General features: G+C 58.5%; 20 protein-coding genes and 2 pseudogenes. 2 read left to right on the top strand and 20 right to left on the bottom strand.

All coding sequences use genetic code 11. The features are described 5' to 3' along the window. Nucleotides 1-5 precede the first annotated feature (5 nt). From ACSKB8_RS29330 to ACSKB8_RS29260, 15 genes and pseudogenes are all read right to left on the bottom strand, one after another. On the bottom strand, nucleotides 6-1,799 hold the full coding sequence (locus ACSKB8_RS29330) for an adenylate/guanylate cyclase domain-containing protein (RefSeq protein ID WP_438107916.1): 1,794 nt from the start codon (nucleotides 1,797-1,799) through the stop codon (nucleotides 6-8). 255 nt (nucleotides 1,800-2,054) lie between these two features. After that, nucleotides 2,055-2,789, bottom strand: coding sequence for an SDR family oxidoreductase (locus tag ACSKB8_RS29325; protein ID WP_438107915.1), 735 nt, complete (start codon nucleotides 2,787-2,789; stop codon nucleotides 2,055-2,057). 804 nt (nucleotides 2,790-3,593) lie between these two features. Continuing rightward, nucleotides 3,594-3,893 (bottom strand): hypothetical protein, encoded by a 300-nt coding sequence (locus ACSKB8_RS29320; protein WP_438107914.1) that lies wholly within the window; start codon nucleotides 3,891-3,893, stop codon nucleotides 3,594-3,596. A 218-nt stretch (nucleotides 3,894-4,111) separates the two neighbouring features. Beyond that, a complete protein-coding gene (locus ACSKB8_RS29315; RefSeq protein ID WP_438107913.1) occupies nucleotides 4,112-4,936 on the bottom strand; it encodes an MFS transporter in 825 nt (274 codons plus the stop codon). A 94-nt stretch (nucleotides 4,937-5,030) separates the two neighbouring features. Then, nucleotides 5,031-5,759 (bottom strand): annotated as a pseudogene (locus tag ACSKB8_RS29310) (MFS transporter); the annotation flags it as partial. 211 nt (nucleotides 5,760-5,970) lie between these two features. Further along, complete coding sequence (locus ACSKB8_RS29305) at nucleotides 5,971-7,191, bottom strand: ABC transporter substrate-binding protein (protein ID WP_438107912.1); 1,221 nt, start codon at nucleotides 7,189-7,191, stop codon at nucleotides 5,971-5,973. A gap of 89 nt (nucleotides 7,192-7,280) precedes the next feature. Then, entirely contained in the window at nucleotides 7,281-8,378 is a 1,098-nt protein-coding gene (locus tag ACSKB8_RS29300) for an alginate export family protein (protein ID WP_438107911.1), read from the bottom strand. Continuing rightward, nucleotides 8,321-8,782 (bottom strand): hypothetical protein, encoded by a 462-nt coding sequence (locus ACSKB8_RS29295; protein WP_438107910.1) that lies wholly within the window; start codon nucleotides 8,780-8,782, stop codon nucleotides 8,321-8,323. Before ACSKB8_RS29295 ends, ACSKB8_RS29300 begins: the two co-directional genes overlap by 58 nt. Before the next feature lie 40 nt (nucleotides 8,783-8,822). Beyond that, a complete protein-coding gene (locus ACSKB8_RS29290) occupies nucleotides 8,823-9,527 on the bottom strand; it encodes a YoaK family protein (protein WP_438110728.1) in 705 nt (234 codons plus the stop codon). 8 nt (nucleotides 9,528-9,535) lie between these two features. Beyond that, nucleotides 9,536-10,888 (bottom strand): alginate export family protein, encoded by a 1,353-nt coding sequence (locus ACSKB8_RS29285; protein WP_438107909.1) that lies wholly within the window; start codon nucleotides 10,886-10,888, stop codon nucleotides 9,536-9,538. An 84-nt stretch (nucleotides 10,889-10,972) separates the two neighbouring features. Further along, the gene (locus ACSKB8_RS29280) at nucleotides 10,973-11,881 is read right to left on the bottom strand and encodes a glyoxalase (protein ID WP_438107908.1); all 909 of its coding nucleotides are present in this window, start codon (nucleotides 11,879-11,881) and stop codon (nucleotides 10,973-10,975) included. A gap of 28 nt (nucleotides 11,882-11,909) precedes the next feature. Continuing rightward, nucleotides 11,910-12,329: a DoxX family protein gene (locus ACSKB8_RS29275; RefSeq protein ID WP_438107907.1), complete on the bottom strand. Its 420-nt coding sequence runs from the start codon at nucleotides 12,327-12,329 to the stop codon at nucleotides 11,910-11,912. Between the two features lies 1 nt (nucleotide 12,330). After that, nucleotides 12,331-14,215: pseudogene (locus tag ACSKB8_RS29270) on the bottom strand (amidohydrolase). Further along, nucleotides 14,212-14,496 carry a XapX domain-containing protein gene (locus ACSKB8_RS29265; RefSeq protein ID WP_438107906.1) on the bottom strand — a complete coding sequence of 95 codons (285 nt, stop codon included), beginning with the start codon at nucleotides 14,494-14,496 and terminating at the stop codon, nucleotides 14,212-14,214. Before ACSKB8_RS29265 ends, ACSKB8_RS29270 begins: the two are co-directional and overlap by 4 nt. Nucleotides 14,497-14,528: 32 nt before the next feature. Beyond that, complete coding sequence (locus ACSKB8_RS29260) at nucleotides 14,529-15,173, bottom strand: hydrolase (RefSeq protein ID WP_438107905.1); 645 nt, start codon at nucleotides 15,171-15,173, stop codon at nucleotides 14,529-14,531. A 453-nt stretch (nucleotides 15,174-15,626) separates the two neighbouring features. Here ACSKB8_RS29260 and ACSKB8_RS29255 point away from each other — a divergent pair, with 453 nt between their 5' ends. Together ACSKB8_RS29255 and ACSKB8_RS29250 are read left to right on the top strand one after the other, a co-directional pair. Continuing rightward, nucleotides 15,627-16,043: a winged helix-turn-helix transcriptional regulator gene (locus ACSKB8_RS29255; protein WP_438107904.1), complete on the top strand. Its 417-nt coding sequence runs from the start codon at nucleotides 15,627-15,629 to the stop codon at nucleotides 16,041-16,043. Nucleotides 16,044-16,409: 366 nt separating this feature from the next. Beyond that, on the top strand, nucleotides 16,410-16,997 hold the full coding sequence (locus ACSKB8_RS29250; RefSeq protein WP_438107903.1) for a TetR/AcrR family transcriptional regulator: 588 nt from the start codon (nucleotides 16,410-16,412) through the stop codon (nucleotides 16,995-16,997). Nucleotides 16,998-17,139: 142 nt separating this feature from the next. Here ACSKB8_RS29250 and ACSKB8_RS29245 read toward each other — a convergent pair whose 3' ends face one another. The 5 genes from ACSKB8_RS29245 to ACSKB8_RS29225 all read right to left on the bottom strand — a co-directional run bounded on the left by ACSKB8_RS29245 (nucleotide 17,140) and on the right by ACSKB8_RS29225 (nucleotide 20,317). Then, entirely contained in the window at nucleotides 17,140-17,634 is a 495-nt protein-coding gene (locus tag ACSKB8_RS29245) for a cupin domain-containing protein (RefSeq protein ID WP_438107902.1), read from the bottom strand. Nucleotides 17,635-17,706: 72 nt separating this feature from the next. Continuing rightward, the gene (locus ACSKB8_RS29240) at nucleotides 17,707-18,162 is read right to left on the bottom strand and encodes a VOC family protein (RefSeq protein WP_438107901.1); all 456 of its coding nucleotides are present in this window, start codon (nucleotides 18,160-18,162) and stop codon (nucleotides 17,707-17,709) included. A 5-nt stretch (nucleotides 18,163-18,167) separates the two neighbouring features. After that, nucleotides 18,168-19,025: an alpha/beta fold hydrolase gene (locus ACSKB8_RS29235; protein WP_438107900.1), complete on the bottom strand. Its 858-nt coding sequence runs from the start codon at nucleotides 19,023-19,025 to the stop codon at nucleotides 18,168-18,170. 307 nt (nucleotides 19,026-19,332) lie between these two features. After that, the gene (locus ACSKB8_RS29230) at nucleotides 19,333-19,965 is read right to left on the bottom strand and encodes a response regulator transcription factor (RefSeq protein WP_438107899.1); all 633 of its coding nucleotides are present in this window, start codon (nucleotides 19,963-19,965) and stop codon (nucleotides 19,333-19,335) included. A gap of 49 nt (nucleotides 19,966-20,014) precedes the next feature. After that, complete coding sequence (locus ACSKB8_RS29225) at nucleotides 20,015-20,317, bottom strand: response regulator transcription factor (RefSeq protein ID WP_438110726.1); 303 nt, start codon at nucleotides 20,315-20,317, stop codon at nucleotides 20,015-20,017. Between the last annotated feature and the right edge of the window lies 1 nt (nucleotide 20,318).

Raw genomic sequence — 20,318 nt, 5'->3', positions numbered from 1 at the left:
ACCCCTTATGATTGGGATTGCGCTGTCCCTGGATGGGCTGCGAGGCGGACACCTTCGACGAGAAGCGCATAATCTTCGGGGCGCATCCAGGGTGGCCTTTCCTGCCACCGCTCAAGCTGCTCCACCGATTGCGGGGGGACACGTTCGAGCGCTTCGCGCGCCTCGTCCGAACGCCCGAGATGAGCAAGCGACGCTGCAATGTATTGGAAGGTGACAACGTACCCCGGACGCAGGCGAGCAACCTGACGCAACGTCTGCAGCGCAGCCGTGAAATCGCGTGAAAAGAACTGCAAAAGCCCACGCCAGATCAACCAAAGCCAAATCAGGGGATCGTGTGGGCTGGCACGCAATGCCTGCTGCAGCCTTTCGAGTGCTTCCTCTCGATATCCGCCGAACCCGAGCACACAGCCAAGCATGCTGATGACAAACGCGCTGTTTGGATTGAGGGCAATTGCGGTGCGCGTTTCCGCGATCGCCGACTCCCATTCGCTACCCCACATCATCATGTGTGCCAGTACGGCATGCGCCGTCGCATCCTTGTCGTCGAGCGATACCGCGATTTGCGCTTCGTCACGCGCGGTTTGTTGAACCTCCACGAAGGGGCGGTTCGAAAAGTGCCAGATATCCCACTGGAGAGCCAGCGCATATCCATAGTGGCCGGGTGCGAAATGCGGATCGAGCGCGATAGCTTGGCTGAAGAAAGCCAGCGCGATCTTGTTCTCCTCCGGCCGATATTTGTGGAGGTGCCAAACGCCACGCTGATAGGCTTCCCACGCATCAAGCCGTTCCGGTGATTTGCGGAGCACGCGCTCTTGCTCGGCGGCAGCCAGTGCCGGCTCTATAACCGCGGCGACGCTCCCGGCGATTTCATCCTGCACCGCGAAGATGTCGCTGATGTCGCGGTCATAGCGCTCGGCCCACAGATGCGAGCCTGTAAGCGCATCGATCAACTGTCCGGTGATTTGAATCCGGTCGCCGGCTTTGCGCACTGAGCCCTCAAGCACATAGCGAACTCCTAGATCGCGCCCAGCCTGCTTCACGTCAACGGGATGCCCCTTATACGTAAAGCTCGAATTGCGGGCGATCACGAAGAGCCAGCGGATACGCGAGAGCGCGGTAATGATATCCTCGACTATGCCGTCGGCAAAATATTCCTGTTCCGGATCCCCGCTCATATTTTGGAACGGCAGCACTGCGATCGACGGCTTGTCGGGTAGCGCGAGCATCTGAGGGTACCGAGATTGTACGTCAGGTAAAACCATCCCGAGATTACCACTCGACCTCGTTGCGTAGACGTGCACCGGGCGATTGATGTTCTTCAGCCTTTGCTCGCCAAAATCGGCGAACTCGACCGCGACCCTGCCCCGAACCTGATCGTACACGGAAGCTGAGATACAGATGCCACCCGGCTCCGCCAGGCTCTCGAGCCGGACCGCGACGTTGACGCCATCGCCAAGGATGTCATCCTCCTCGATCAGGATATCGCCAAGGTTGATCCCGATCCGAAACAGCATGCGCCGGCCCTCGGGGACACTGTTGTTCCGCTGGGCCATCACCACTTGCATGGTCGCCGCGCATTCGACCGCATCTACTACCGAGTGAAACTCAAGCAGCACGCCGTCGCCGGTCGTCTTGACGATCCGACCGCCGTGTTTGGCCACAAGCGCGTCAATCACTGCTCGGTGCTCTCGAAGGGTCCGGGCGGTACCGACCTCGTCGAGGCCCATGAGCCGTGAATAGCCTGCGACGTCAGCCGCGACTATGGCCGCCAACCTGCGTCCAACCCGCGTCTCCGGCATGTGTGCGCTCTGCTCCAGAACCGAGCATGTAGCGGTCTCGCGAAAACAGCCCGATATTCATCGATCGCTCGGCCGACTTCCGAAAGAAGTCTTTACGCCTTCGATCCCCTTCTGTCGGTCGGCATCGTCCTTGAACAGGCTTGCATCGACTGCAACTCCATCCCTGCTGACCATTCGCTATTACTATAGCAGCATACGACGCTCTCGAACAGCTGACGGAACATGTCACTTCGCGAAAAAGCATGGTCCCATCGATCAGAGTGTGCTCATGCCACCATCGACAATGAGTTCGCTACCGATGGCAAAAGATGATTCATCTGAGGCGAAGAAGACGACGGCGTCAGCTACTTCCTTGGGCACGCCGCGGCGACCCGCCGGGATTTGACCGACCAGGCGTTTGATCTCCGCATCGCCCATGCCGATCTTGCCGTGCAAAGGCGTAGCGATTGGGCCGGGGCTCACAGCATTGACGCGAACGCCCCGCGGCAGGAGTTCGCCGGAAAAGGTGCGAGCGAGCGAAATTAATCCCGCTTTCGTCAACGCGTAGACGCTGGAATTGGGCATGCCAATGTGAGCGTTGATTGAGGTATTCAGCACAATCGACGCCGGGTTGGCGAGAATCGGCAACAGAGCCTGGATCAGAAAAAACGGTCCCTTCAAATTGACCGCCACCGAGCGGTCGAAGCCCGCCTCGTCCCACTCGGCCAATGGACGGAAGTCGCCGATGCCGGCGTTGATGAAGATTGCGTCGAGGCCGCCGAAATTGTCCTGTATCTCAGCGGCCACCTTCTTCTGAGCGCCGATGTCGCCGGCATCCGCATGGACAACTAGCACGTTTCCAAGTTCCTTGCGAGCAGCTTCCAGCGAGGCCAAATTGCTGCCGGTAATGGCAACGCGGGCCCCTTCCTCAAGGAAGCGGCGAGCCGTCTCGAGCCCGATGCCGCTGCTGCCGCCGGTGACAAGAGTGCGTTTGTTATTCAACCTGTTCATTTGTCAGTCGTCCTCCGTTAAAGAGCTGTGCCGGTCCAACGGAGAAGCGCCGCAATGCGGTTGCACCAACAAGCACAGCTGCGTCGATAGTCCGCGCGTTCTGAACTGCTCGCTACTTCCTGATGGCTCCTGGAGCGGGGATCGAGCGCCCTCGATGCTTTCGGTCGGGACCATCAACGCACTCTTTGAGTGATCAATCGCCAGGAGCTGAGTGTAGAGCCCCCGAAATTGATGGCTCAATTGTACCATGGTGTGAACAATTCTTGTGCATAACCAGCAGAGCTGAAAGCCTGCGAACGAAATCGTCGCGCGGGCGAGCAGCCCTCCGGTGCCACCGAGGTCACCCCCTCCCTACTCACCACCATGGACCTTTTTGACGCTGGGCAGATGCGAAAGCTTCCAATTTCGTAGCATGGAGCTTAGGCCAGGCTGATCGTTGGCCGGCCGAACCGCAAGGACCTTGATGTCCGGGTATTTTCCGAGATCTCCTAATGCACCGGCTATTCGATTATCGCTTGCGTTTGTTCCTCAGACGGCCTGCCACATCGGCCGCGACTATGGCCGCTAACCTGTGTCAGACCTGCGCCTCCAGCATGTGTGCGCTCCTGCTCCAGCAAGGAGCAATCTATAAGGTAGAAATTGGGCAGAGCCCACGGGGGTTTCAATGACTTCGGAGAGGATCGGCGGATCAGGCAGCCGTTCAATCCGCTAGACTTTAAGCTCAGCAGCCACTTTCCTCACCTAACAAAACCATCGAATCGCGTCATATAAATCGAGTGAAAGTCCACGTTCGCCTTCTTGAACTCATCTGAAGGCGTGCCATAGATCACCCAGCGAGTGAGCTTGGCCACGGCGAAGAACTCTTTCGAGAACGGTGCGAAGCTTTCCACTTGATGGAATAGGGCCGCCTTTGAGTCCGCGTATCGTTCGAATAAATCCAACCGTCTTCTGGTCCTCACCGATACTACACTCGAACTGCAGCGCGCCCGGCTCCTTCTCTGTCGCTGCAACAATCTTTGCTATCAGCGACGTGAACTTGTCCATCTGATCAACGGTAACAGTGAATACCCAGTACACCCGTTCGCTCTGCATCAGTGCCTCCATTTTACCGCGCCTCAAGACACACACACGAGGACAATCGGCCCATTTGCCAACCACTAGAATTGCAAGACCAATTTTCCCACGCCCCAATGTGACGTTCAGACAGGCCCATCTCTTGAGGGCTGTTGCCGACTTCTGTGAAGCTTCTTGCTGTTTTAGTTTCGAGAAACGCCCGCGCGCCTAGAAAATCAACGCCTCTAAGCTCACGCCCCTGGAAGAAGCTATAGCTCATCAGATCCCCGGATTGATTTGGACTCGAAGGATGCAGCAACGAAATGGCTTACCTTCGGCTCGGCCTTGGCGTCGTATTGACGAACGGCGTCTTGGACGACGCGGTCGGCATTCGTAACACGCTGATGCTGCCGCAAGTGCTCAAGCCACGATGCGACCAGGAATGTTTCCATGAAGCGCCCTTCCTCGGCGGCGTCTTCAAAGACATCCCAGGCGTACGCGCCGTCCCGTCGACGCTGCTGGCCAAGTTCCTGGAGCGCGGCCAAAAAGGCACCGCGTCGCTCAGGAATGATGTGGTATTCAACCGTTACCAGCACTGGTCCCCGATCCGGCTCCGCGTCGATCGTCAAAACCGGAACGGGCCAATGCATTGAGGGTGTGAGATCAATCTCCGCCCCGCTTTGCAGCTTCCATGGCCAACTCAACACAATACCAATCAGCGCACCAGCAGCCGCGATGAAGTGAGCGCCCGGCAGGCTGAGCATCGAAGCAACTTGCCCCCAAATCGCGCTGCCCGCAGTCATGGCACCAAAAAAGGCCGTCACGAACATGGCAAGCCCGCGACCACGTACCCAATCCGGCAGAGAAACCTGCGCTGAGACATTGAGGGTCGCGAGGACCGCGATCCAGGAAAGACCAGCGACGATGCAGGCAACCAGCGCAGCCAAGGAGTCACGTGCGAGGCCGAGCAGGATCAGGCTGACCGCTGTACCAACGGTGCCGAGTGCAACGAGCCGATCGGGCCCGAAGGTGTCCTTCATCCAGGGCAGGCCGAACGCTCCGCTGACCGCGCCTGCTCCGATCGCGCCCAGCATTATGCCGTAAAGCGCCGGCCCTCCGAACAATCTGGTTGCGCGCGACAAGCGGAAGTAGCGCCCAATAGGCGCTCGCAAAGAAGAAAAAGCTCGCAGCTCTTATCAGTGTTGCTCGCAGATGCGGATTGTACCGGGCATGGCGAAGTCCGATCATCAGGGCGCTGGTCAGACGTTCGGCAGGGAGCGCATGACCGCCGGACGTTGATGGGCGCCACCACCAAAGGGCTCCGATAACGCCGAAATTGCTAAGCGCGTTCAACCAGAACGGCGCGGCAATTCCCAATCCGCCAATGATCACGCCGCCCAGTGCAGGTCCGATCGCCCTGCTGATGTTGACGCCAACCCCGTTGCTTGCCACCGCCGCAGCCAGATCCTGCCTCGGCACAAGGCTGGGTACCACCGATTGCCACGCTGGCGCGGTAAACGCTGCGCCCACGCCGAGGAGGAACGTAAACAGCAGCAGGATGGACGGATTAATGAGGCCCAGCCAGACGAGGACAGCACTCGCCGCCGCAACCAACGTGACAACGATTTCCGTAACGATCAGGAAGCGGCGTTTGTCGACAATGTCCGCCAGCGCGCCCGCCGGAAGCGCAAAGAGAAACATGGGCAGGCTGGTTGCGACTTGAACCAGAGATACGCTCAGTGGGTTGGCGTCCAGGCTCGTCATCAGCCAGCCGGACGCCGCATTGTACATCCAGGTTCCGACATTGGAGACCACGGTCGCAATCCAAACTACCGTAAAGGCCGTGTGGCGAAATGCGTTCCAGGGCAACGTGCTCGGCGGACTTGTCGTCCGCTTTGGTTGGTGATCGATCTCCATCTTCATTCGCTCCACTCAGGTGTGGGAGTAACTGGCGCCCAACGTGAGCGGCAGCATCGCTCTCTGCCGAGCCGCAGTCTGCCAGCTGCCGCAAGCGACCACTCTCCAAGAAAGACTGACCAGAGGATCGCTTAATAATCTGACCTTCACCGGAGAGATGCCGAAACGGAAGGTAGATCGGGGAGTACACGGCGCGTCCTCATCTCTCGATCTAGTGGTTTGTCGGACCGAGGAACGCGCTATCGATAACATCCCCGATTAACTGCCATATATTTCCGTCAAATTGCACAAGCCGCATCTGCTTGATCGGCAGAAAGTCGTTTGGGCCCGTGCTGATCGTAATCCCAGGGAGAGTGACCGAACTCTGAAAATCCTTCAACGAAGCGGCCTGTCGCATGATGTTCTCGCGCGAGAAGTCGTCGCCACATTGTTCGAGCACTTGAGACAGGGTCTGGGCAGCAGCGTAACCAAAGAGAACGTTGCTATCCGCCTTGCCCCCGCCGGGATAATACCTGTCCATGAACGTTGAGAACTGCTTGATCCCTTCGTCATCTTTCCAGGCCGGGTCGGTCGCATTTTTCAAGAAAGACGTGGAGATGACTCCCACCGCGTTTTGTACTTCGGCCGGCCTCAGCGCGCGCACGGCGGGTGCGGCCACGTTGTTGAGGATAACGACCGGGTGCCAATCGATTTCTGCCAACCGCCTTATGGCAAGTGCAGCCAAATTCGGCGAACCCGCGAAAAGCAGGACTCCTGCTCCCGACGCTTTCAGAACGTCGATTTGTCTATCGATCGATTTGTCCGAGATGTCGAAAGTACTGTCAGCGACGATCATACGCGTCCAGTCTCCTAGGCCTTCCTGTAGGCCGATCAACAGATCGCGCCCGAACTGATCGTTCTGCCAGAGGACTGCAAGCTTGTGGTCCGGATGAAACGCCTGCACATAATTCGCGTAAATGCGCCCCTCGGCGCGAAACGGAGGCTGCCAGCCCATTGTCCAGGGAAACTCAGCGGGCTTATTCCATTCCTGGTCACCGGAAGCGACGAACAACTGTGGTATCCTATTCTCGTTCAGATAAGGGCGTACGGCCAAATTGCCGGGTGTTCCGAACGAGCCAGAAATCAGCAACACATGATCATCTTCGATCAATTGGCGGGTCTGCTCCAATGCCTTCCTTGGATTTGACCCGTCATCCCGCGAAATGAACCTCACCTTCCGGCCATTGATGCCTCCGCGATCGTTGATCATGTCGAAATAGGCAGATTCCGTCTTTCCGATAGGCGCAAATTCCGTCAACGGACCGCTATAGGGCATGATGTTGCCTATACGGATTTCGCCATCACCCGTGTCCTTCGTCTCCGAAGCCGCGAGAGGGAGCATCGGGGCGGCGAGTAGCGATGCTGCGAACACGATCTTTAGTATCATGCGCATTTGTTTGGCTCCCCTCGCAAGATTGGTTTCGCTTCAGTCGCTATTGTAGGGCTATCCGAAATGGATCCAGAGCGGCGTCTACATTGCAGTTAAAACTTCAGCATCGCCTCGACGCCCACGAAGTGAGCCGTCTTGGATGGGCCGGTATCCTGTATAAACTGTCCAGGCACGAATACAGAGTAGGACAGGGCGGCGCTGAACCAAGGTACCGGTTGCCACCCGAGTATGACGTCGGCCTGAGTTCCGATATAACGGGAGCGGCTGTCATCCGAAGGTCGCACGAGGTTCCCTCCAGGACCGTAGATTCCGTCGCCAAGACTTTCGCGCCAGTAGAAGACCGTTGCCAGATCGAGGGTCCATTCCCGGTTCAGCTGGAGTGTGAGCGTCGGGTGAGCGTTGATCAGGTTGTATGGCCCGAGCAGGCCGATCTCGCCGAAATACTTTCCCTTCGGGAACAGTGGATTGAAGGTCTGAAGATTCGGGTCGTGTGGGTTACGGTCGCCACTGATAATGTTCGCCCGCAGGCCAAGCCGCGGGCTGAAGGTCACGCCGGCGAACGTGTAGCCTGTATCGGAGGCAATGGACCAGGCGCGGATATCTCCATGATCGAAATGGCCAAACTGAGCCATGCCTTCGAAATTCCAGTCCCATCCCTCCGCGGCACCGAAAAACCGACTGCCGATAGTGTGCCGTAGTTCCTCTCCGCTCCCTTGATTGTACTCTGCGGCGGCATTGCGGTACCCGATGTAGTAGACATCAAGCCCCGACTTGGAGCTGATCTCCGTCAATTGGCGCGTGGTATAGATCGACCAGAGTGATCGGTCTGGATCGAAACGGTCATTGAAGCTGCCGACCAGGTTTCGGACCGGTCGCGCATAAAGGGCATCGACCCGCCATGGAGCCGATTGAATCGAGGCCAGGGCCGTGTCGAAGGAACGAAGCACGTTCGGGCCATACCGCAAGCTGATCAATCGCTCAGTGCCATACGACAGGAGTTGGCGCCCTCCCCGCAAGGTAAGATCGGTACCGCTGGCCAACGGCAGCTTGATATCTGCGAAGCCCTGGAGCAGTTCAGCACCCGTTGCGTCGATGCCTCCAACTGTTTCCTTGTCCGTAACCCAGGCACCAATCATTTGGCCGAACAGGCGCAGGTTCGGGCCGAAATGCAGGTCCGCATATGGCAACATCCGGTACCACTGATACTCGTTGACCGGAAGCTCGCCCAATTAAAGTTGCGATATGCCTCCTCCCTGAACCGAAGCTCCAGGCCGAGCGTAAGGTAGGCATCATCTCTGAAATCGAGCGGAATGTACTTGTATGGCTCCCACCAGGCTCCGGTCCGTTTCGCTGGATCGCGCAAATAGGAATAGTCCTCGTCATAGCGGAGGAGCGTCGTCTTCAGCGGCGCGACATTCGCGTTTTCCGTTCCATTGACTTCCGCTGACAGGGCGTCGGCAGGTACCGCGACGGCAACTGCAACGAAGATAGCCATCGCCGCGAGGACCGCGGCCACGGGGGCGGCCCCATCGACTAACTTTCGGGCTCCGAAAAATCCGGAAGAGTTAGCACCTTCGACAACGTCGATTTGCATCTTCGAATTCGTCCGCGAATTTGGAAACAGACTGGAACGGTCAGATTTTCGGTGCATCTTTCAGCGTCTGCTCCGTTAGTCGAGCAAGCAGCGAAAGTCCGCCCAATAGCGGTGGCACCACGAAACACCAAATGTTGTATTGCGCGTACAAGAGGGCCGCGGCGGCGCACCCGATGGCAAAGATGATGACGTTCTTCGACATCATTGCGACCCGCGACCTGATTTGGCCAGCTGGCACGTTGTCCCTCGCGTAGATCATATCTGCTAGATCGATCATGATCTGCGTCGTCGTGCCGGTCATCAGGGTCGAGGGAGGTGAACTTCCTAGATAAACTCGGTGTACGGCGTTCTGGATCGCCATGGCCGAAACGAGCACCATTCCGGTGATCACCGCTTGCCAGCTGTCGCCGTTCCGGAACGGTCCGAACTCGATCGCGAGCGCGGCGCCGACGATCAGCAGGAGGACCTTAAGGCCGAGCATGGCTTCGAAGACAAAGCGCCAGCGCTGCGTTAGCGCCGAGCTGAGCAGGCGGACAGCCATTACGACCGCACAGAAGACCGGAAGCGCCAGGAGTTTCGCAACGGCTCCCGACGTGCCGAGAGCCAGCGACGCGCCAAGGGTCACGAAATTGCCGGTAACATGGGCCGTGAAGAGCCCTTGCAATGCGAGGAAGCCCGCCGTGTCGACATAGCCTGCGGTGAGGCTCAAGAGAAAAGGCACGATCATGGAATTTCCGCTCGACACCGGGGTCACTACCATCCCCGTTTGATCTCTACGCCGACATAGTTCGAGTTATGCGCACCGGCGTTGCGCAACGTGTCACCGACCGCAAAGTGCACCGCTTCGATTGCGAAGGAAGTCGCGCGGTCTATGCTCCAATCGAGCCGGACCTGGCCGTAGCTTCCAGTATACGCACCAGGGCGGCCCGCGGTGTTCGGAATCGGTATGTCGGGCTGCGCGTAGACCGCATCGGCGGTGTTTTGGCGCCACTGAGGCGCTGCCGCGAACATGAGCTTCACTGACGAAGTCAAACTCAACGTCAGGGATGGCTTGACGTGGATGAGGTTGGCGTACCCAGTGTAACCCGCCAGAGTGAAATAGTAACCGTTGGGGAACAGCGGATTGAACGTCCCAAAGGTTCGCTTGGTGTTGCCATCACCGGACGCCACGTCGAGCTGGATTCCCACTCTTGGACTCCAGTTCACGTCGGCGAAGGTGTAGCCAGCGATTGAGCCGACAGCCCAGGCCTCGACAGGCTCGATGCCAATGCGTCCGGTCTGATTCATCAATTCGAAATCAAAATCGAAATGGTTGGCGTTACCGTTCAGATGGACATCGAAAATGTCTCTCCGCTCGGCGCCGGAGGCATTTGCAAACTGCGCGTTTCCCTGGGTGAAATTGGCATAGTAGCCGGCGATAAACAGCGACTCGGAAAACTTATACTCCGCCCGCGCCATCCCGAAAGTCTGCGTGCTGACGCTGCTGTAATCATCGAATATCGCAACGTCCCGAACCTGGACCGGCAGGCTGTAAAAGGTGATGAACCGCCAGGGTCCGTTCTCATAGTCCGCCCAGGCTGCGTCAAAGGATTGGCGAACGTTGGGACCGTCGCGAACAGCCACAAAGCGCTGCAGGTCGAAGCCAAATTGCTGACGGCCGGCCCTCAGCTTCAGCGTTCCGCCGCCCACAGGCTCGGTCAGAGCAACCCAGGCCTGCTCTAGATCGAGCCGGTCGCGGTCGACCGGCGTCAACATGGTCTTCCACGGCGCGTAATCGGCCTGAAACTGCACGAACGCCTGTAGTTGATTGTCCACGCGAAGATCGGCATGGAATTCGTTTCGGCTGATGACGTAGTTTTGGCTGCGGTTCGGACCGGTGCCGAAGTTCGGCGCGTTGTTGGACTCGAAGCGCTCACGCGTGTTGGCGCCGAATGAGAGATAGGTGTGCGGGTCGAAGCCGGACAGCGGAATGTATTTGAGCTCATCAAACGGCTCACGGGGCACGCGCGGGTCCGCGAGCACCGACCAGTCTTCCTGCCAGCGGTTGAACATGATGGCCGGCCGCTGCGGCGTTGAAGCTTGAGACTGATCATCCGCCCACGCCATCTGGGGCGCCGCCGCACACACTACGCCTGCCGCCCAGCACCTCCGCAAAAGCAATCGTCCCGGCAACAATGCCATCCCGCCCCCTCATTTCGGTACGGTCGCGTGAATCTCCGCAATGTATCCGCCGGGGAATTGTACCATGGCTTCAGATCGCCCGTCAGAGCTATAGGGTTCGACAAGCACGGTAGCACCCGAGGCCTTGGCCTTCGTCAAAGTTTCCTGCAGATCTTTCACCTCGTAACCGGTCAGCTCCCGCCCGTAGGGATACGGCAGGTGACCGTCCGTGACCAACACCGTCATCTTTCCGAACGCCAATTCGATCCGAATGCGCCTGAACGTATCCTTCGCTCGGCCGATCTCGACCCCGCCGGCATGCCCATCGTCAGACACAACCTTCCCGTGTGAAAACCGCAAGAAGCTGCGGGTGAAGGCATCCGCCCGCTCCGGAGAGAGATAAACGCGGTTCTCGGGAATGGTCTCGAACGCCGCATAGGAAGGCTTCGTCGTATGCCAGTAGAGTTGCATATTCACGCCGCCCGGCCACTGGATCACCGCATCGCGTCCGATGGGATCCGGAAAGGCCGCCACCAGCACGTCCGCGCCCGAGTCCCTGGCCACATTGATCGCCTCGTCGAGATCCGTAACGAGATAGCCCGTTCGCTCGGCGCCGAATGGATAAGGAATGGGCGTCTTGAATCCGAACAGGGACACGGTACCAACGGGCGTCTGAAGAAGCTGGGAAGTCGTGCTGCTCGGCGTCGGCGTCACCGTGGCAACGACCTGCTTCGTGCTCTGACCTCCGAAGGTTGCGAGAAAGCTCGCCACGAACTTGTCCACGTCTTCGGGAGCCACATAGACATGTGTGGTGTCGTATTGCGCGCCGACACCGACCTGTGGCGCGGTATGCTCTCCCGGATCCCGCGCGATTGCCACGGACGGGGATAGCAGTGACGACACCAGAAGGATTTCAATCAGATGACGTTTGCCGATCATGGGACACCTCGAACACCAAGTTGAAAGCTCATTGCGAGCGCGAGGACAGTACAGACACGAGCACCAGGCCGGCGATCAGCCCCAAATGCTCGAAAAAGGCGTTCACGGCCAGAAAACGATCATGGCCGGCTTTGGTCCAAAAATCGTTCGCGGTGAGCATGGCGACCGTAGTCAGCACGCCAAGCCCGCCGGCTCCGAGCCACACCCAGCGTCCAAGAATGACGAGCACGGAGCCGCCGAGTTCGACGATGATGGCCGCCGTGGCCCAAAGCCATGCCGGCTGCAGACCGAAATGCGCCTGCTCCGCAACGGCCCCCGAAAAATCGAGGGCTTTCTGAACTCCGCCGATCAAGAACGCGGAGACGAGCGCAATTCTGGCCGCCGCGGCAAGCCATGACCAAGATAGGACTGTCGCAACCCATCTCGGAGTATCCGATTTGGCGAACATCTCACACAGCCCAGCAGGCGCAACCGAGTACACCCCAGAAGCTTTTGAGATCCGAAACCGGCAGCCTTCCGGACCATGCGCGCGCATGGTCGTGGCCGTGCACGGTACACGCGTTGGCACAGCCGCACATCTGCATTGCGTTCGCGCGGATGGCCTGTGCCTTGCCGCCCTGTTCCGCCCAGTTGCCGTACCCTCCAAAACTGCGCACCGGAGACCAGTCGGGCATCGCGGGCGGCGGCGCGGTATCGTCGAGAGCTTTGAACTCGCCTGCCCCGTAGACGATGTGCCCGCCGACCACCGTCAGATCGCTCGCGATTTCGGCGATCTCGTTGTCGGCGCAGGAGAAGAAATCCCGATCCGGCACGATCAGGTCTGCGAACTGACCGACCTGGATGCGCCCTTTCTTCCCCTCCTCATTGGAGAACCAAGTGACGTTTTCGGTCCACATCCGCAACGCGGTTTCGCGATCGAGGCAATTGCGCTGAGGATATATCCGCAGACCGCCCACGGTCATGCCAGTCACGAGCCAGGCCAGCGAGACCCACGGATTGTAGGAGGCAACCCTGGTTGCATCCGTGCCGGCGGAGATCTTCACACCCTTGTCCATGATCTTCCTGACCGGTGGCGTCGCTTCGGCCGCGCCCAAACCGTAGCGCTCGACGAAATACTCGCCCTGATAGGCCATGCGGTGCTGCACCGCGATGCCGCCGCCAAGCGCCGCGATGCGGTCGATGGACTGATCGGAGATGGTCTCGGCGTGGTCGAAGAACCAGTGCAGACCATCAAGTGGCGCGTCCTGGTTGACCTTCTCGAACACGTCGAGCGCGCGCGAGATCGTCTCATCGTAGGTCGCGTGCAGGCGCCATGGCCACTTGTTCTGGACGAGGATGCGCACGACGTCTTCGAGTTCGCCCTCCATTTCCGGCGGCATATCCGGACGAGGCACGCGGAAATCCTCGAAGTCTGCTGCCGAGAACACAAGCATCTCGCCGGCGCCGTTGTGCCGAAAGTAGTCGGTTCCCTGCTTGTACTTCGAAGTCTTGGTCCAATTCAGGAAGTCCTGCTTCTCCCCCTTCGGCTTCTGCGTGAACAGGTTGTAGGCAAGGCGGACGGTGAGCTGCCCTTCGTCCGACAGCTTCTGAATGACCGCATAGTCCTCCGGATAATTCTGGAAACCGCCGCCGGCGTCGATCGCTCCGGTGACGCCGAGACGGTTCAGCTCCCGCATGAAATGCCGGGTCGAGTTGACCTGATATTCGAAGGGAAGCCGCGGTCCCTTTGCCAGCGTCGCGTAGAGGATGTTGGCATTCGGCTTGGCCAGGAGAAGTCCGGTCGGATTGCCCTTCGCATCACGCACGATCTCGCCGCCGGGCGGCTCGGGCGTGTCCTTTGTGTATCCGATTACGCGCAGCGCGGCGGCATTTAGCATGGCGCGGTCGTAAAGATGAAGGATGAAGACCGGGGTATCGGGCGCGACCGCATTAAGCTCCTCGATCGTCGGCAACCGTTTCTCGGCGAACTGATGCTCGGTGAATCCGCCGACGACCCGCACCCACTGCGGCGGCGGCGTGATCGCGACCTGCTTCTTCAACATGGCCATGGCGTCGGCGAGTGACCAGAACTCCATCCCAGCGCAGCTCCATATTGTAGTTTAGCCCTCCCCGAATGATATGGAGATGATTGTCGATCAGCCCCGGCAGCACGCGCCGCCCTTTCAGGTCGACGATCTTTGTCGAGGAACCGGCGAGCTTCATCACATCGCCAACGTGTCCCACGGCCGTAAACAGCCCGTCTTTGATCGCCACTGCGGTCGCCGCCGGGTTCGAGCGATCAAGTGTCGCGAACAGACCGTGATGCAGGATCAGGTCGGGGCCCTGCTTGCTCATGCTTGTTTCTCCGGATTCTTGAGGCCATCAATCGGACCGACCGTGCGTCGGCCAGGCAGCATGCCGAAAATGTGGGAATTGCAGCTCGAGAGATGGAATGCCTCGACAAAGCTCGAGCCCCGTATCAGGAGTTTGGCGACCGGGACGACCTGCTCGCCAATCAGGATTCCGAGAAGCCCGACCAGCGCCACCAGGGGCGGCGCTGGCGAGCGTACATTGAGGAGATTGTAGATCACTCCGACGAGGAGGCCTGCACCCAAAGACAATACATAAACCTTCATGTCAGTCCTCCTATCTCCTTCGGTTCCGGGTGTTACCGCGGGCCAGCCTCGGAAGCGTGCTCGCCGAGCGCCCACTTGGAGAAGCGGACCTGGATGCCGTAAGGCGTATGAGCGCGAAGGATATCCATAACGCCCTCGTAGGTTTCGGCGCGTGCCCAGTCCTGCTGCAGTTCGAAGACGTATTGGCACGAGGTGATCGGAACGGCGCCGGCCTGCAGCAGGCGCTCCATGGAACGGTTATGCGCCTCGAGCGACAGATCACCGCAGGCATCTGCCGGAACGTAGATTTCGTACCCCTCCTTAAGCATGTCGAGGCTCGGAAACATCACGCATGCTTCCGTCCACAGCCCGGCGATGACGAACTTCTTTTTGCCGGTAGCAGCCACGGCTTTGCGGAAGTTCGGATCGAGCCACGAGTTCATGGACGTCCGGTCGATGATTTCGTAGTTTGGGAACAGATCTGTCACCTCCGGCATGAACGGACCGGAGAACGAGTCTTTGGCAACCGTCGATATTACGGTGGGGATCTTGAACAGCTTCGCCGTCTTGGCCAGGATTTGGATATTATTGAACACCACCAGGCGGTCATGCGACTGCACGCCCTGGTACATTGCCGGCTGATAGTCGATCAGGGCGATGGCGCTGTTTTGCGGGGTAAGCATATCAAGCTTGGGCATTCGAGGTCTCCTGAGTTTGGTGAGGGCAGATCAGTTGGAGGCGGCCTGTAATTGATGCTGTCCGTGCCGTTGCCGGAAGTGAAACGATTTCAGCCGGTCGATGAAAACGCTGCATTTCTCTCCTTCACGCGTTGTGCCGACACAGCGGCGACTGGCGGGACGGCGCCTGCGGCTGCGACTTCCAAAAAGGGCTGAAGATACTACAACTCCATGCGCCGATGCCTTCTGGTGTTCGCGACCCGAGATTGTGCGCCGCGACGATATTTGCACTGATGATCGCGGGCGGTTTCGATGGGACAATCACAGGCCGAAGCGTGCTACGCTTTGGCGGTTCTGCATGTTCATCTCAACCCACTTCCCGTCCACGTCATGGGATGGGGCTATAGTATCGGCACGGCGCTCATGTAAATTAGGCACTAGCCCGCTACCAGGTTTCTGATCGGATACCGCATCGTGGAAAATGAAGCTCAACCTCCTGAACTCATCTATCCGCCAGAGCTGGAGATTTGGCCATTTCCGGCGGATTGTCCGAATCGGGTGCTGATCGAAGAGATCGCCGACAAATGGACGATCCTGGTGGTTGCGGCGCTCTCGCGAGGCCCGACGCGCTTCAACCAGCTGAAGCGCGCACTAGAGCCCGTCACTCAGAAGTCATTGACGCAGACGCTCCGCCGCCTCGAGCGAAGCGGGATGGTTTCCCGAAAGGTGCTTGATACCTCTCCGGTAGCGGTTGAATACGCCATCACCCGGCTCGGCCGTACGCTTGGCGGTCCCTTCTCGGCGATATACCGGTGGGCCGTCGCATACCAAGACCAGGTCGAGGGGGCCCGACAGCGGTTCGATGCGCAGCGAGGAAAGGCCCGCAAATAATGAAATCATCGCTTGCGGAAAGCGTCGCATTGCGAAGCCGGACGCACTTCCAAGCGCGTCGGAAGTCGCTTGCTTGCCTATCGGTAGCTGGATCCGTCAATAATCCGTTCGTTCGCAAGCGCCGCACGTTCAGGTGCGTCGACTGAACGCACTAGCCTACACGCCTGACAATCTCTAGAATCTCGGAAGGCCGAGCTCGAACGGCAAACTGCATCAGATTCATCTCGCTAGTGAAATCGTTTCACTTTCGCCTGCCGCTTGAACTGGTACCGGCCCTTGCCGCATTTTCGGGGTTTTGAATCAATAACATAGGTTGATATAATGGACCACTCGGTCCACTATAATGCGTTTGGTTCAGGAGCGACAATGTCTCGAGTCCGAGAGTTTGATGAAACTAAGGTGCTGGATAAAGCGCTGCAGGTGTTCTGGCAGCAAGGATATGAAGGCACTTCGTTGAATGATCTTCTCGACGCGACGGGGCTTACGAAATCAAGCCTGTACGCTGCGTTCGGTAGCAAGGAAGAGCTGTTCCATCGGATCGTCGAGCGCTACTTGTCCAAGCACGTTGAATTTCGCCAGGCATGCGCCCTGGCCGAACCAACACCGCGGCGAATTATAGAGCGTCTACTATATGGCATGGCCGATCTGCACGCTGGATCGCGCACGCCCCCGGGCTGCCTTATCACGGGCGCTGCGCTTGCATGTTCACCGGAAACTGAATCAATCCGCCAACATCTCGTTCGCAGCCGAAATGAATTCGGTCAGATCCTACGCGACAGGCTCGAAGCTGTGACAAGCGCCGGGCCGCTGCCTCCTGGCATGACGACGGCCGATGCGGCGCGGCTTGTGGTGTTGACCATTCAAGGCATGGCGGTTGAGGCAAAGGGCGGCGCCACGAGGAATGAGCTCCGGCAAATTGTGCAAGCATTTTTGCTCAGCTGGCCTGAGAATTAATATGCGATTCTGAGTACGGCTTGTGCGCATCGACGCGCCCGCTGTGCCCGATCTCATGCAGATCGGCAATCGCGATAAGCTGCGCTTCGCGTCGCTCGCCCACCGTGAACGGCTGAAATAGTGAACGCCCGGAGTCGGTGTCTCACGGCTTCTTCATCGGGTCGTCAGCAGGGTTCTCGTAGACAGTATCCGTCGGCCCTGAGCCGGTGATCAACACAGTTACCGCCTCGTCACCGGTCATCGCGAAGTGCGCAGCGCCTGACGGCTCGGTGTAAACTGACCCGACGGGAAGCGTCCGGAGTTCTTCCTTGCTGAAACTTGGACCGTAACCGAACATCCAGGTTCCCTGCAGCACCGTGCCGACCCGATCCCCTGCGTGATGATGCGCGGCAATGGTCGCATGGGGCGCGACCTTAAGCAGTTGGCTGTACGGCCCTGGCTTGGACGGATCGCCTAGAATCGTAACGACTTGGACCTTGGCGTTGCCCGACCCTCCCACGCCACCGGTTGGCGCGATAGCAGTCAATTCGGCAGGCGACTTGGAGTACTTTGGAAGTTGTGGCGCCGGCGGCTGCGCTGCTGCGGCTGCGCCAAACATGATCGTGCCGACGATGAAAATCGCTCTGCTTCGGAGCATGACTTTTCCTTCCTTTCCCGGAATTGGTCGATCGAAACTCAGGGTGCCGCGCCGGGGCTACTTTTTGGATACTCAAGAAACTCGAGAGTTCGCGCCGTCCGGCCCACGCACGTAAACGAGGCGAAGTCCGGTGCGCTCCCCGGACTCCACCTTTTGGACCCGGCTTAAAGCGTTCCACCCCACAGTACTGATCCGCTCCAACAATGCGTCGATGTTCTCGACCCGGAAGGCCACATGTACAGATCCCACATCGCAGGACCGGGGCTTCACTACCTTCCGGTCGTTCGGAGAGCGGTATTCCAGAAGCTCGATCAAATGACCGGGCGCCTTCACCATTGCTAAACGCGCCGCTGCCGCATTCACGCCGACCAGCTCCTCAAGGAAAGAGCTTTCATCGAAGTCCCAAGTATACAGGTGATCGAAGCCCATGACGTCGACCCAGAACGAAAGCGCCTGATCGAGCGACGACACCGTGATGCCGGTATGCTCTGTACTCTCGATGCGAAATGGAGGGCTTGATTCGATCATGCCGATTACAACCTGGCACCCTTGTCCCAGAATTGAACGAGTTGCTCGCAAATGAAGTCCGTTTTTTCCTCGAACACCCAGTGTCCGCACTCTTCGATGACACCGCCCTCTGCCCGGTCCGAGAGTGCCTTGGCGCTGTCGAAGCAGTGCGCCCCAAAGGATCGGCGCCCTCCCCACCCCATGGTCGGAATCGAAAGCTTCTCCTTTGCGAACTCAGCGAGTTGCGCCGCTTTCTCATCGATGAAGGCGTAGTGGTTGAGGCTGGCCCGCAGGTTTCCGGGCTGCTTCATCTGAATAACGTACCGTTGTAGTTCGTCTTCGTTGATCGCGTTGGGATTGTAGGCAAAGTCTCGAAAAAAGTGACGAAGATACTGTTCTTCTCGACCTTCGATCAAGAAACGCGCAATATCCATATTGGCGTGCATCGACAGATGCCAATACGGCACTCTCGGATCCACATAGTCCTTGTAATCGAGTCCGAAGAACGGCGTCTCGATCGTCGCTAGAGACAGCGCGCGCGCTCCTGCCATGTAAGCTAGGGCGACGGACGGCGGCCCTCCAAGGTCGTGGCTGAGAATGTGGAATTGGTCGACCTTCTCAACGTCGGCGAGCTCAAGCAAATCCTGGGCGATGGTGGCCGGCATATAGTCAGCATAGGGCTTGTCGCTGTCGGCGTACCCACGCAGGTCCGGGGCTATGAATTGGTAGCGCTCAGCACACTCCTTAAAGATCGGCAGGAACTCGCGGTGATTTTGAGGCCAGCCGTGGAGGCATAGCACTGCAGGCCCGGAACCGACCGCTACGTAGTGCAGCGTCACGCCATTCACCAAAGCGCGCTTGCTAATCATCTGAGCTTCCACCATTGCCGAGCCCCTCCCGTTGCTATGCGCAAGCTAACAGCATCCATCGATGCTTATGTCCCGCCGTTGCCTCTAACCGTCGCGAAGTCGACGTGGATGTTGTGCAATTTAGCGAGCGCGCGGAAGTGAAACGATTTCAGCGCTCGGATGAGCAGGCTGCATTCCGGTCGCTCAGCGTTCGAATATTGGTACACCAATGCCACGAAGGGCCCGCGATACGCGCTTCGTCACCGCGTTGGCTATACTGACGCGTAACCGAGGCAGCAAAGAGCCAAGCGCTGTGACACCGCCACCGGCTTTCCAGTCGACGCTAAGGATCTAGCTTTGGCGCGATGCTCACCAATTCGGCGAACGAGGTTACGTTCATCTTCCGCATTACCTGGCCTCGATGCGCCTTGACTGTTATCTCACTTATGCCGAGCTCGTGGGCCACCTGCTTGTTCAAGACACCACGAACGATCAGACCCATCACCTGCCGCTCACGTCGACTGAGCAAGGCATAGCGATCTCGCAGATCCTGCACCTCAGCCTCACGGCGGAGTAAGGCGTCGCTTCGATTGATGGCATCTCGAATTGCATCCAGCAACAAAGTATCACTGAATGGCTTAGTCAAAAATTCTACGGCTCCAGCCTTCATGGCTTGGACCGTGATCGGCACGTCCCCGTAACCCGTGATAAAGATGATCGGCATATCGGGGCGCTCGACTGCTACCCGCTTTTGCAATTCGAGGCCATTAAGCCCCGGAAGACGAACGTCTAAAATCAGACAATGAGGAACAGACACGCGTGGGCGCGAGAGGAACACCTGAGCGGACTCGAATATCTCCGGCAGCCAGCCCGCGTTACGTATCAGCAATTCTAGAGATTCGCGTACCGAGACGTCATCATCGATGACGAACACGATTGCGTCTTCGTGTGACATAGCGAGGAGCCCTTCCGCCATCGATTCCTTTTCCAATATCTCACATCAGACGCGTGAGTACTTTCCAACCTCAACTGGCTCCGAACGCAGCATTGAGCGCCTTCAGCAGAGCTTCGTCGCTGAATGGCTTGGAAAGGCACTCAACGGCGCCCTGCTCAAGCATTCGCGGACGTGTTGAATTATCTCCATGCGCGGTGATGAAGACAATTGGAATTCTTTGGTTGAGACGCGTCAGCTCTCTTTGGAGTTCGGGACCAGTCATACCGGGCATCGCGATATCGAGAACGAGGCAGCCCGTCTGCCCTACATATTCAGATGCCAGAAATTCTTCGGCCGACGAAAACGCTAGAGCCGCGTAGCCGAATTCCCTCAGC

Source organism: Bradyrhizobium sp. BR 1432 (genome assembly GCF_051547705.1).
In the GTDB taxonomy this organism is placed as follows: domain Bacteria; phylum Pseudomonadota; class Alphaproteobacteria; order Rhizobiales; family Xanthobacteraceae; genus Bradyrhizobium; species Bradyrhizobium zhanjiangense.
Note: the sequence above shows the minus strand (reverse complement) of the source record. Positions and strands in the feature narration are given on the sequence as shown.

What these genes read in the sequence shown, in the direction of transcription:
- ACSKB8_RS29330 (WP_438107916.1), bottom strand. Translation starts at nt 1,799, where the DNA reads ATGCCGGAGACGCGGGTTGGACGCAGGTTGGCGGCCATAGTCGCGGCT.
- ACSKB8_RS29325 (WP_438107915.1), bottom strand. Translation starts at nt 2,789, where the DNA reads ATGAACAGGTTGAATAACAAACGCACTCTTGTCACCGGCGGCAGCAGC.
- ACSKB8_RS29320 (WP_438107914.1), bottom strand. Translation starts at nt 3,893, where the DNA reads ATGGAGGCACTGATGCAGAGCGAACGGGTGTACTGGGTATTCACTGTT.
- ACSKB8_RS29315 (WP_438107913.1), bottom strand. Translation starts at nt 4,936, where the DNA reads ATGCTGGGCGCGATCGGAGCAGGCGCGGTCAGCGGAGCGTTCGGCCTG.
- ACSKB8_RS29305 (WP_438107912.1), bottom strand. Translation starts at nt 7,191, where the DNA reads ATGCGCATGATACTAAAGATCGTGTTCGCAGCATCGCTACTCGCCGCC.
- ACSKB8_RS29300 (WP_438107911.1), bottom strand. Translation starts at nt 8,378, where the DNA reads ATGTTGCCATATGCGGACCTGCATTTCGGCCCGAACCTGCGCCTGTTC.
- ACSKB8_RS29295 (WP_438107910.1), bottom strand. Translation starts at nt 8,782, where the DNA reads ATGCAAATCGACGTTGTCGAAGGTGCTAACTCTTCCGGATTTTTCGGA.
- ACSKB8_RS29285 (WP_438107909.1), bottom strand. Translation starts at nt 10,888, where the DNA reads ATGGCGTGGGCGGATGATCAGTCTCAAGCTTCAACGCCGCAGCGGCCG.
- ACSKB8_RS29280 (WP_438107908.1), bottom strand. Translation starts at nt 11,881, where the DNA reads ATGATCGGCAAACGTCATCTGATTGAAATCCTTCTGGTGTCGTCACTG.
- ACSKB8_RS29275 (WP_438107907.1), bottom strand. Translation starts at nt 12,329, where the DNA reads ATGTTCGCCAAATCGGATACTCCGAGATGGGTTGCGACAGTCCTATCT.
- ACSKB8_RS29265 (WP_438107906.1), bottom strand. Translation starts at nt 14,496, where the DNA reads ATGAAGGTTTATGTATTGTCTTTGGGTGCAGGCCTCCTCGTCGGAGTG.
- ACSKB8_RS29260 (WP_438107905.1), bottom strand. Translation starts at nt 15,173, where the DNA reads ATGCCCAAGCTTGATATGCTTACCCCGCAAAACAGCGCCATCGCCCTG.
- ACSKB8_RS29250 (WP_438107903.1), top strand. Translation starts at nt 16,410, where the DNA reads ATGTCTCGAGTCCGAGAGTTTGATGAAACTAAGGTGCTGGATAAAGCG.
- ACSKB8_RS29245 (WP_438107902.1), bottom strand. Translation starts at nt 17,634, where the DNA reads ATGCTCCGAAGCAGAGCGATTTTCATCGTCGGCACGATCATGTTTGGC.
- ACSKB8_RS29240 (WP_438107901.1), bottom strand. Translation starts at nt 18,162, where the DNA reads ATGATCGAATCAAGCCCTCCATTTCGCATCGAGAGTACAGAGCATACC.
- ACSKB8_RS29235 (WP_438107900.1), bottom strand. Translation starts at nt 19,025, where the DNA reads ATGGTGGAAGCTCAGATGATTAGCAAGCGCGCTTTGGTGAATGGCGTG.
- ACSKB8_RS29230 (WP_438107899.1), bottom strand. Translation starts at nt 19,965, where the DNA reads ATGGCGGAAGGGCTCCTCGCTATGTCACACGAAGACGCAATCGTGTTC.